The 11,178-nt window shown below is 42.4% G+C and carries 12 protein-coding genes; 3 read left to right on the top strand and 9 right to left on the bottom strand.

Annotated elements, in window-relative coordinates:
- The first annotated feature begins 656 nt into the window (after positions 1-656).
- Complete coding sequence (locus R7Q47_RS07585) at positions 657-908, top strand: YgjV family protein (RefSeq protein WP_130546280.1); 252 nt, start codon at positions 657-659, stop codon at positions 906-908.
- Between the two features lie 88 nt (positions 909-996).
- On the opposite strand, the gene R7Q47_RS07580 is transcribed toward R7Q47_RS07585, so the two are convergent.
- Both R7Q47_RS07580 and R7Q47_RS07575 read right to left on the bottom strand, forming a co-directional pair.
- Positions 997-1,278 (bottom strand): DUF2218 domain-containing protein, encoded by a 282-nt coding sequence (locus tag R7Q47_RS07580; RefSeq protein WP_005376622.1) that lies wholly within the window; start codon positions 1,276-1,278, stop codon positions 997-999.
- A gap of 41 nt (positions 1,279-1,319) precedes the next feature.
- Complete coding sequence (locus R7Q47_RS07575) at positions 1,320-3,326, bottom strand: TonB-dependent siderophore receptor (RefSeq protein ID WP_318088848.1); 2,007 nt, start codon at positions 3,324-3,326, stop codon at positions 1,320-1,322.
- A gap of 116 nt (positions 3,327-3,442) precedes the next feature.
- Here R7Q47_RS07575 and R7Q47_RS07570 point away from each other — a divergent pair, with 116 nt between their 5' ends.
- Both R7Q47_RS07570 and cueR read left to right on the top strand, forming a co-directional pair.
- On the top strand, positions 3,443-4,411 hold the full coding sequence (locus R7Q47_RS07570) for a helix-turn-helix domain-containing protein (protein ID WP_005376626.1): 969 nt from the start codon (positions 3,443-3,445) through the stop codon (positions 4,409-4,411).
- Between the two features lie 87 nt (positions 4,412-4,498).
- Positions 4,499-4,885, top strand: a complete 387-nt coding sequence (cueR, locus tag R7Q47_RS07565) for a Cu(I)-responsive transcriptional regulator (protein WP_005376627.1) — start codon at positions 4,499-4,501, stop codon at positions 4,883-4,885.
- A gap of 42 nt (positions 4,886-4,927) precedes the next feature.
- Here the strand turns inward: cueR and vctC are convergent, their stop codons facing one another.
- The 7 genes from vctC to pnuC all read right to left on the bottom strand — a co-directional run bounded on the left by vctC (position 4,928) and on the right by pnuC (position 10,947).
- Complete coding sequence (vctC, locus tag R7Q47_RS07560) at positions 4,928-5,683, bottom strand: iron chelate ABC transporter ATP-binding protein VctC (RefSeq protein ID WP_017635379.1); 756 nt, start codon at positions 5,681-5,683, stop codon at positions 4,928-4,930.
- 2 nt (positions 5,684-5,685) lie between these two features.
- Positions 5,686-6,636: an iron chelate uptake ABC transporter permease subunit VctG gene (gene vctG / locus R7Q47_RS07555; protein ID WP_005376631.1), complete on the bottom strand. Its 951-nt coding sequence runs from the start codon at positions 6,634-6,636 to the stop codon at positions 5,686-5,688.
- Positions 6,629-7,564 (bottom strand): iron chelate uptake ABC transporter permease subunit VctD, encoded by a 936-nt coding sequence (gene vctD, locus R7Q47_RS07550; RefSeq protein WP_130546284.1) that lies wholly within the window; start codon positions 7,562-7,564, stop codon positions 6,629-6,631. The genes vctG and vctD overlap by 8 nt, the downstream gene beginning before the upstream one ends.
- A 22-nt stretch (positions 7,565-7,586) precedes the next feature.
- Positions 7,587-8,495 carry a siderophore ABC transporter substrate-binding protein gene (locus tag R7Q47_RS07545; protein WP_213904451.1) on the bottom strand — a complete coding sequence of 303 codons (909 nt, stop codon included), beginning with the start codon at positions 8,493-8,495 and terminating at the stop codon, positions 7,587-7,589.
- Between the two features lie 163 nt (positions 8,496-8,658).
- Complete coding sequence (locus R7Q47_RS07540) at positions 8,659-9,339, bottom strand: Crp/Fnr family transcriptional regulator (RefSeq protein ID WP_213904450.1); 681 nt, start codon at positions 9,337-9,339, stop codon at positions 8,659-8,661.
- 134 nt (positions 9,340-9,473) lie between these two features.
- Positions 9,474-10,205 (bottom strand): nucleoside phosphorylase, encoded by a 732-nt coding sequence (locus R7Q47_RS07535; RefSeq protein WP_213904449.1) that lies wholly within the window; start codon positions 10,203-10,205, stop codon positions 9,474-9,476.
- 10 nt (positions 10,206-10,215) lie between these two features.
- A complete protein-coding gene (gene pnuC, locus R7Q47_RS07530; RefSeq protein WP_025767870.1) occupies positions 10,216-10,947 on the bottom strand; it encodes a nicotinamide riboside transporter PnuC in 732 nt (243 codons plus the stop codon).
- Between the last annotated feature and the right edge of the window lie 231 nt (positions 10,948-11,178).

The following is an 11,178-nucleotide window of genomic DNA, read 5'->3' as shown; positions in this document are numbered from 1 at the left end:
AATAATTATATGAAATTGATACCTTATTCTAATTAAGTGTAGTTGTTTTAAGAAAAGAAGAGAGATGAAATCATTCAGCTAAACGCCAGACTGCCGGTTGCGATCAATAATGGAAGAAAAGCAATGAGAATGTTGTATACACCGGAGCGTGATGACAGCTTAATCAATATCGGTGACGAAAAAAACGTAACGATTAAATATTGAACAACATAAATTGCAGGACAAAATGCAACGATAAAAATGTGGCTTACGATATGAATCCCCGCACACCACGAGTTCGGTTTTGTTCTGATATACAGCAAAAAAAACACGACCAAGCTAATAATAAAATACATAAACACAGCACTTGAAAATAATTATCATTTTCAATCATATGTAAATATTCCCTTACTTTCAATGGTGTTTGAGCTATTAATGTCATCGTTATTATCAATCAACACAATAAGTAAAATTATCAGTAATTCCAGTCCTAAACGTTTGCGTAATCGCTAACCTTCTCTTAACCTTGATTTGAGGCTTTTATCACGGTTTTTCCATTGATATAGTGCGTCCATACAACAAAAAAAGACCATTCGAGGCATGGAGCTTCCTCATTAATCTCAAGATGAGAAGAATTGGTACCGACAAAATTCGGCAGATTTTAAGAGGGTCAAAAAATGGACATGAATATGGTTGAGATTTTAGGTTATGCAGCTTCAATCATGGTCGCTATTTCGCTAACTATGAAAGATATTGTTAAGCTTCGTATCCTTAACTTTATTGGTTGTGCGCTATTTACCGCTTACGGACTAATGATTGATTCCTGGCCTGTAGTATTAACTAACGGTTTTATTGCTTGCGTTAACATCTACTTCCTAGCAAAAATGCAGCAGGAAAAAAAAAACCTAGAGCCTGAGAAAGCGCAATAGCATTCAAACAATAAAAGCCCGCAAATCATAAGATTGCGGGCTTTTGCTTTTAATATTCCATTTCTATCACAGCATCCCTAAACGAGCGCTAACGAACCCAGCTAAGTGCTAATGTTTCTCGACGAGAAAACATGTCCACATGCGATGAAATGATCGCCTTAACCGTATTCAGTTTCTCTTCTGAATCCGCCTCACAGGTTATAGTTAGGCTAGATGCACAAAGGTTAAACTCCGCTTTTCCCGTCGGAAATGTCACCAAACCGCTATTTTCATTCCAAGTAGCAGGAACCTTTCGTCCAAAATGCCGACAAAGCGTCACTAAGTATTTGTCAGCGTGTTCACTATCTATTCGGGTGCTTTCTTTAATCATGAACTTACTCGTTACTTTGAAACGTCCTATGAAGAACCTTGTTAGAATTGATAAGCTGCAGAGAGCTTGAAGTTGCGACCCGGCTCGTAGTCATCAAGCGTGAAGCCACGTGCAGTACCCGAACGAGACGCATGAGAGCTGTACAACTCGTCAAATACATTATCAATACCAAAGGTCACCGACAGTCCATCAATATCAGACGGCACCCATCGAGCGTATAGATTATGTACATCATAACTTGCTTTCTTTGGCTGACCATCAAAGACGTTGTCTTCCTCTAGAACAAACATTGAGTTCCACCCGAAGATCGTTTCTAAAGCGTCTGACTGGTAATCCAAAGTTAGAGCAATGCTATCACCCATATCAATGCTACGCCCATTGCCCCCAGCAACAGGACCACCAGTATTCTTGTTTTTGGTGTCCGACTTAGAGTAAGAAAGTTTGCTGTTAAACTTGTCGTAACCATAAGAAGCACTTGCTTCAAAGCCTTTAATCTCAACATCACCTAAGTTGTAAATCAGGTAAGTTTGAGTCGCGTTTTGGTACTGGTCTGCAATGTAATCATCAATTTCCGTTTGGAATACCGTAATATTCGCCCCAAAGAAATGCTTATCAAAGGTTTTATCAAAGCGAACACCACCCTGCGTGTTCAATCCCGTTTCTGGCTTTAGCCCATCCTCTAAAAATGCAACGTCTTGGTAAGCAATAAAGGTTTCCATTAGCTCTGGACCTTTAAATAGAGAGCGTGCACTCGCAAACAACGTCCAATCTTGAGTCACCGCCCATTCTGCTGCTAGAGCCCAAGTCACATCATCATAATTACTGGTTCCTGTCTCAGCTTTGCGTTTGTAATCATCAAAGCGCATACCTGCAGTAATAAAGAAGGCATCAGAGAAGAAGAACTGATCTTCTACAAACAGTGCGGTTGAAATCGCCGATTCGTCCATAAACTTACGACTACCGTAGTAACTCGAAGACGTTTTATCCATGTAGTCGAAGCCATAAGTGACTCGATTATCAAACTCACCTAACATAACATCTGACTGGAATTTGCCATTCAAACCAAAGTTTTGGTTTTTGGCGGTGTTCTTTGATAAACGGTTCGAGGGCCAACGAGGGGCCATCACCGTTTCGTCACGTTTAATTTCTGTCTCGGTATTATAAAGAGTGACGTTTCCTTGGTGTTGTTCGCCTCGCAACTCGTAACTCAAGGTAACGGTATCGCGGTCATAATCCGTAGGGATAAGTAACTTGCTCGACAGGCTATTATTTGCACTACCCGACATATCAGGACGCGGACTGTAATCTCCACTGTCTCGGTACATGTCATAAGAGAGCTCAAAACGATGGATGTCATTTAGTTCATACCCTAGCTTAGCCAGAATGTTGTAAACATCACCTGCTGCACCATAGGTTTTATTGCCATCACCATCTTCAAAATCATCACGCGTAACGTAATGGCCATAGACCATCGCATCAATGTTTTCGGACAAAAGTCCGTACAGTGTCAACGAACCTTGTTGGTTGTCGTTGGATGCATAGCCGCCATAAACACGCGCACCAAACTTTTCATCGTAACGAAGTAAGTCACGAGCGTCTTTCGTTTCAAAGTAGACCGAACCGCCTAACCCGTTTTGAGTCACAGAGTTATTACCTACCTGAATGTCCGCAGATTTGAGAATGTCAGGGTTCAACGTCAAGTTACCAATATGATGGAACATGCTCGCATGCTGAGAAGCACCGTCAAGACGAATGTCCAAATCGGTTTCGCTCAAACCACGAATCGTAATACGTTGATTCACAGAGTGTGTTCCACCAACATCCACACCGGGAATATCGCGCAGTAAATCAGACATATGATCCGCTTGCTTCAGTGACATGTCGTCCGCAAACATCGACTCAGTGTTGCTGGAAACTTTCGTTCCCCATACAACGACCTCTTCAAAATGTGACTCAGTATCTTGAGCTAAAACAGGGGTTGATAGCGCCATTCCCACTGCAAGGCAAAGGCTTGAAAGCTTGATAGGTGAACAAGCAGGGCTTTCCATAACTTCATTCCTAAATATTAATGATAATAATTCTCAGGTATAATAAGCATGAGTTTTATAAATACAAAGGCGATTTGGTTATGCGAAATCGCACAAGTGTTATGAGGAAGTGTCAAATGCAGGAAGTCACAACAAAACGAACTAAAATTGCCAAGATAGCTTTAACCCAAAGACTAGAGGCGACAGAGAAACAATGGATTGTCACGCAAGGCCAACCTTGTCAAACTCAACTGGCCGAAGGTAAGTTCCTATCATATCAGTATAATGATCAAATTTTTGTTCATGGTGGACGTTGTCTAGAACTTATTGATTCGAATATTGTTTCTACTGCACACGCCTCACTGCTGGTCACTATTCTTTTAGAAGGTAGACTCTCGTTTGGCTACGACGATTTGCAATTTGATTTAGACGCGAGCGACGGCCCTAAGGGTGTAGTGGTGAACTTACTCAAACCTGCAAATTTTCGTCGTTCACTGCTCAAAGATAACCTCATTAATAAGATCAACATATTGGTTAAGCCCCAATGGCTAGAGGCCCGCCTTGAGCAAAATTGTAGTCATCGAGCCTTTTTTAACTCTCATCAGGCGTTTCAACAGTTGGAGCTTAACCAGACGCTATGCGAGCTGGCTGACACGTTAACAAATAGAGAAACACCGCAAGAGTTCCAAGAGAAGCTAGAGGTCGAAAGCTTGATCTATCAAATATTACATCAAGCCACCAAGCAAATTCCTAAGAATTTCAGTGCTAAAAACAGCAGTATTGAACGACACATTGATGGTCGGATTGAGGATATTGTCAGCTATATTGAAACTCACCTTGATCAAGAACTACGCTTGGAAAAGTTGGCGAGCCAATTCTCAATGAGTGTTTCAAACCTGCAGCGCCGATTTAAACAATCACTTAATATGACCATAAACGGCTACATTCGTTTTCGACGTCTTGAGATTGCTAGGCAACATTTGGAACGTGGCCTAGTAACGATAACAGAAGCCGCCTATGAAGCCGGATACCACCACCCTTCTAACTTCACTTATGCCTTCAAAAAGGCATTTGGTGTGCCACCACATGAAGTGATTAAAGAGTAAGGGGACTCTAGGTAACTGACTGTTATTTAGGAGTGTCTTATCCACAACATCGGTATATACTCGCCTTAAACGTTATGGAGGTTAAACATGAATATTGGTGCTGTCGCGAAGCTCACAGGGCTTTCATCTAAGTCGATTCGATTATATGAAGACAAAGGGATCATATCTCCACCAGCGCGTAGCGACTCTGGCTATCGCGAATATTCAGATAATCATATTCAAGAGCTTAACTTGGTATCACGCGCAAAAAGCGCAGGCTTTTCGTTGCAAGAATGCAAAGAGTTCGTACAACTTGCTCATAACCCCAACCGCAAAAGTAGCGAAGTAAAAGCAAGAACCATGGACAAACTGAGAGAGGTTGAAGAAAAAATTGCACACCTCATGGAGATCAAAACGCAACTTGAAGGTTGGGTTTCTTCTTGTCCTGGAGATGCAGAGAGCCGATGCCCAATCATAGACGAGCTCACCAAGTAAGCCCGCCTATCTATTGATCTCGTTAAAAACGAACTAGCTCGCTTAATGATAGGTACACATGCGCTTACCGTTTAACTCTATGATGTTAAATGGCGTTTCATAGATGTCCTCTAGCGTAGATGCTTGAATAACCTCTTCAACCGCACCACTCGCCACAACCTTGCCTTTCTTAAGCGCCAATATGACATCTGAGTAACACGCCGCGAAATTAATATCATGAATCACGACCACCATGGCTTTATTCATGTCATGGGCTAACTGCTGTACAACTTTCATGATCTGAAGAGAGTGTTTGATATCTAAGTTATTAAGAGGTTCATCAAGAAAGACATAATCTGTATCTTGTGCAATCACCATAGCAATAAATGCAAGCTGTCGCTGACCACCACTTAATTCATCCAAGTATTTGTCTTGAATATCTTGCAAATCTAAGTAGTCGATCGCTTGTTCTATGACCTCATGATCTTCTTTAGTCAGATTTCCTTTAGAGTATGGGAAACGACCAAAAGAGACTAACTCTTTTACGGTAAACCGCATTGTAATCGAGTTAGCTTGGCGAAGTACTGCCAGTTTTTTCGCTAGCTCTTTTGTGTCCCATTCCGCGATTTCCTTGCAATCAATGATAACACTACCGCCATCTCGCTCCGTTAAGCGCGAGGCCATAGATAACAGCGTGCTCTTTCCCGCGCCATTTGGACCGATAATCGATGTTACCTTGCCCTTTTCAAACTGAGTATTGGCCTCGTCTACGACTTTGTTTGAACCAAAAGCCTTCGTTAATTTGTCTATTACTATCATATTTATACAACTTTGTTTTTCAGCAGCAGGTATAAGAAATACGCACCGCCGATAAAGTTAATTACGACACTCAACGTCGTCTCAAAACTGAACACGTTTTCAATTATCCATTGCCCAGCAAGTAGTGAACTGATGGATAGAAACGAACATCCGACCAATAGCGTTTTATGTTGGTAACTTCGGAACATTTCTCGGCTTAAGTTGGTCACTAGTAAACCAAAGAACATGATTGGCCCTACCAAAGCCGTAGAAATAGCAATCAAAACCGCCGAGATAATAAACACATTTCTCGTCACTTTAGGTACATCAACACCCAAGCTTTTCGCATTGTCTTGGTCGAGCCAAAACACATCTAAAGTGCGATGCATCCTAAACAACAACCAACATGCAAACATCAAAGCCGGAGCACTAAAGTAAACCAAGTTCACTTTGACATTATTGAAACTGGCGTACAGTTTCGACTGAACAATTGCATATGTGTTTGGGTCCATCAGCAAAGAAAAGAATGACGCCGCATTGGAAAATAGCTGACCAAAGATCAAGCCGACCAATAGCAACGTAATCAAGTTCTTGCTTCCTTTTGAAAAGTAAAACCCAAACAGCAGTAGCGAAAACGACACCATTACAATTACTGCAATCGCGAAATTGACGTACAAGTTAAGAACTAAGGTACTCAACCCACCAAAAATCAACACGATCAAAATTTGGGTTAACACATACAGCGCATCAAAACCCATGATACTTGGCGTTAAAATTCGGTTGTGCGTAATGGTTTGAAATACAAGTGAAGACTGAGCAATGGCCACACCCGCTAGCACTATCGCCAATACTTTAGGAACTCTACGAGACAAAAAATATTGGTAGTTGTCAGCCGTTAGCCCAATACCAATAAACAAACACGCGAAAAGAATCGCAATGCCACCTAGCAGCAGGATTTTCGTTGAATCACGCATGTTGCTTACCTCGCAACAACATAGCGATGAATACCATGCCACCCAATATGCTAATCACGATAGAGATTGGCATTTCATGAGGGAAAATAATTAAACGACTCACCAAGTCGCAACACAACACTAAAATGGCCCCATACATGGCCGTAAGCGGAATGTTCTTTTTGAGGTTATCGCCATAAAAGTGACTCACGAGATTAGGCACAATCAGCCCTAAGAATGGCAACTGGCCAACAATCATCACGACACTTGCTGACATGATGGATACCAATAGCACGCCAATCGTCACAACCTGCTGATAATTTAAACCCAAGTTTATCGCGAAATCTTTTCCGATACCTACGGCAGAGATCCTTGCGGCAAAAAGATAGCTGAGGATAACCATTGGTACCGCGATGTACAGCAGTTCAAAATCACCACGCAAGATGTTGGCGAAGTTTGCTACTGTCCAAGCATTCAGACTTTGAAGTGCATCATATTTGTAAGCGATAAACGTAGTCATGGATTGGATGACATTGCCGAAAATAATCCCGACAAGAGGCACAAAAACCACGCTCTTAAATTGAATGCGCTGAATAAAGAAAACAAACGCTAGCGTCCCAAATACCGAGATGCCGAATACGAGCCAAAGGTGATTGTCGTTACCAAAGAAAACCACGCTCAGTACGTAGCCCAGCATGGCACATTCGATCGTACCAGTTGTAGAAGGTGCAGCAAATCGGTTCTGGCTGATTTGCTGCATGACAAGACCCGCAATACTCAAGCCAGCACCAGCAAGCAGTATGGCAAATAAACGTGGTATACGGCTGGTAAAGAAAAGCTCTAATGCTTTCTCATCACCTGAAAAGAGTTGTTGGGGCGTCATGTTTGCCACCCCAACAAATAACGAAACCGTGCTTAAAACCACAAGGGTTAGCAATAACTTCTTCAAAGTTAACCTCTGCTATCTTGGATTACAGTTCAACGGTTTGCTTTATCTCACTGACCATTTTTTCTGTTGCTGTCACACCAGACATCGACAAATACCACGCGTCCACATCTAAATAAGTGATTTTGTGATTTTTATATGCTGCGGTCGCTTTGACTAAGTCGTTATCCATGGATTTACGAATATCGTTATCCGGCGTACCTGTCAGAGAATTTCGGTCAACCACGAGAATATTTTTCGGGTTAGCTTCACGAATAAACTCATAAGAAATGACATCTCCGTGAGTGCCCGTTTTCACGTGCTCAACCGTTTCCAAGAAGCCAAAGTCGTTATAAATGACGCCAAATCGCGACTGGGCACCAAACGCGCTGATGTTGTCACCCATGCTCAAAATCGTTAGTGCATCATTTTTGTTCGATTGGTTGTAGTCACGGATTGCTTTGAATTGAGCATCTAGCGCTTCAATTTTCTGCTCTACTTTTTCTTCGATATTGAAGATCTTACCAATATTGCGCCATTGCGCTTGCGTGCCTTCCCAATAGCCTTGGTTCTCTTCCGCCGCAAAAACAACTGTAGGGGCAATTTCACTCAGCTCTTCATATTTCGCAGACGCTCGCGGACCAACCAAAATCAAATCCGGTTTTTGCATGTAGATGGTTTCAAAATCAGGTTCAAACAAACTACCCGCAGAGGTGTAGTTATCTTTGCTGTATTTTGAAAGGTAACTAGGAAGATTAGACGAGTTAGATACTGCAACAGGATCGATACCAAAGTTGTCCAGCGCATCTAGCGGGCCAAAGCCAATCACAACCACACGCTCTGGGGATTGTTCTAGCTCTGTTTGACCCATGTAGTGGTCAATCACAACTTTAGCAGCGAAAGAAGGAGAAACAGTAAATAACGACAGCATAGCCGCACCGACGAATTTTTTCATTTTGTTAAGCCTTAATGAGATCTATTATCATACGCGTTCGCAATATAACGCTACTCTTTAATGCATTCAACAAAATTTAAGGTACTTTACATTAGTTACGTTTACTCAAGACTTAGATATATCAAAGACTTATAAAACCCATCAGTTTCAATACCTGGGCGTATCATTCATGCGCTTCAATAAACGCTTTGAGTGCCAGCTCATCAATAATCTCCAAACCGTTGTCCGTTTTTGTAATCAATCCCTTTTCAATCAAGTCCTTAACTGCACGTCGATAGACTCGGCCTGAGGTGCCAAACCGCTCAGCCTCTTGGTTCACTTTATCAAAGCCACCAAGGAGCTTATCCGTCTGATTACGGACGAGAAGATCATAGGCAATGTTGTAAGTAATGGGATGCAACAAACGACTAGTGTAGATATCCATGGAGTCTTGATAATCCTCAGCCAATGCTGAAGCGAAGAACACCATCATTTGGGGATAATTTTGCAGTGCTTCGGTTAGTTTTTGGATACAGATAACATCAACCTGCATATGTTCATCTGCTATCACATTCCATTGACAAGGAGTCCGAGTGAAGAACTCCATTTCACCATAAATATGATAGTCGCAGTTAGCTTCCCCTAATTGAAAACGTCGTCCATTTGCGGCCAATATGTTCATCGAGACTCGACCTACTGGCACAACATACAAGTACTGAAGTTGCTCACCTTGGCGGAGAATTGCTTCCCCAGCATCAAAGTAACGCGAATTTATTTGGCATTGATAAATCAAATCGCGAAAGGTGGCACTCTTTTCTTCAAGGTATGTTTTGAAGCGACCAGTCGGATAAGGGCTGATTTTCATTTTCTGCTCTCTCAGAAAAAGTTACGGACAACTATTTAAGGTGGATTGTACCCCGTAACTCCAAATAAAAAAGCGACAGTGACCTGTCGCTTTACATCTATTCTGTTTATGTGACTTACTGAGATAAAGACTGGCTAACGCTGAGCAACCAAGGCTTCTAATGCCGTAATCGCGGCGCTCTTCTCACCTTGCATCATTACTTTGGCTTCATCAACGTACTGACCAACACCTTCTTTCACATCTTGTTGATACAGCACCACGTTGTTTAATATCGAAGCCACATGAAGGCCTCGTAGTCGACCGACCGTAAACAGCGCAGAGGTTTCCATATCGGCACCTAAGATGCCTTTTTTGTTCCAATGTTGGCATATTGCATCTTCGTCATCGGTATAGAAACTGTCGTGAGAACGCACCACACCAAAATGATAATGCACTTTTTGCATCGACAAGTAACGCTCAACTTCCTTTAACAGTGAAAAGCTTGCGTAGGCTGGATAAGACGAATCGACATACGCTTTAGAGCCGCCCTCATCTCTTACCGCGCCTTCGGCAATGATCAACTCGCCAAGATGAATGCCTGATTGCATTGCCCCCGCCGATCCAACGCGTACCACATGAGTCACACTGCACTGTTTTAGCTCTTCCACTGCGATGATCATCGATGGCGCACCTATACCTGTACTACATACTGAAACAGGCTTGCCTTTGTAGTTGCCGGTAAACACACGGTACTCGCGGTTTTCCGACACCATTTCTGCATCATCAAATAATGCCGCGATACGATTCGCTCGATCTGGCTCGCCGCATACAATAACGAAGGGAGCGATTTGTGTTTCATCCACTCCGATATGAGGTTGTTTGGCCATTCTTCGTTCCTTACGCAGCAGCGTGCGCTAAGGTTTTATCGCCATTGCGCTTAGCGCTACGAGCCCATTCACGCGTGCCATTGGCAGCGATGAACATAAGAATCGCGTACTGAACAGACATTGCGTAAACACCTTGCGTCGCGTAGATACCCACACTGATAATGTTAATCACGACCCATAGAATCCAGTTTTCGACGTATTTACGTGTCATCAGAATTTGTGCAACAACAGAAAGTACTGTCATGGTTGCATCCCAGAACGGAAACGCGTCAGGTTCAAGCACCGGTTCAGCCAAGCCAGCACCAAAGAGATTCAAGCTATCAACAGCAATGTTTGCTAGCGCAAAGAAAAATGGGTCGATATAGATCGTTAATAATGCGATACATGCAACGCTAATAGAGGCAGTAGTAATAAGTTTCTGTTTATTTAACCAGCGAACTTCCAGCGTTTCACCTTGTGCGTTTGGACGGGTCCACGCATACCAGCCGTAAATGTTCGCACAGAAGAAAAACAATTGAAGAAGCAATAATCCGTATAACTGAATTTGAAAAAAGATAACGGCAAAAAGCGTGACATTCAGCAAACCGAATAAGTAGTTGATGGTTTTTTCTTGGCTGGCAAACCAAATGCAAAGCAGTCCAAAAACTGTACCGAAAGCTTCGATCCAACTCATTGCGTAGCCGTCGCCGATCGGAATGTTAACGAGAGTATTATTAATATCGAGTAAGGCAAAGAGGTCCATAACATGTCCTTTATTATTTTGTTTGGAATACGCTTATATTAGAGCGTGATCCCCAACAAAAAGGAGGACATTTGTCCTCCTCTTGATGCACTCGATCATAATTCAGTTCAATGTTTACTTGAAAGCAATAAATGATGCTATTGAACGATGTTGGAAATAGACGTGCCTATGAATCCAAGCCTAGATAGCGTTTTTTGAATGCAGAAGCTGATGCAAATAAAGCTGACGCCA

The organism is Vibrio sp. Vb0349, from assembly GCF_033338975.1.
This window is presented reverse-complemented; position numbering and strand designations above follow the sequence as displayed.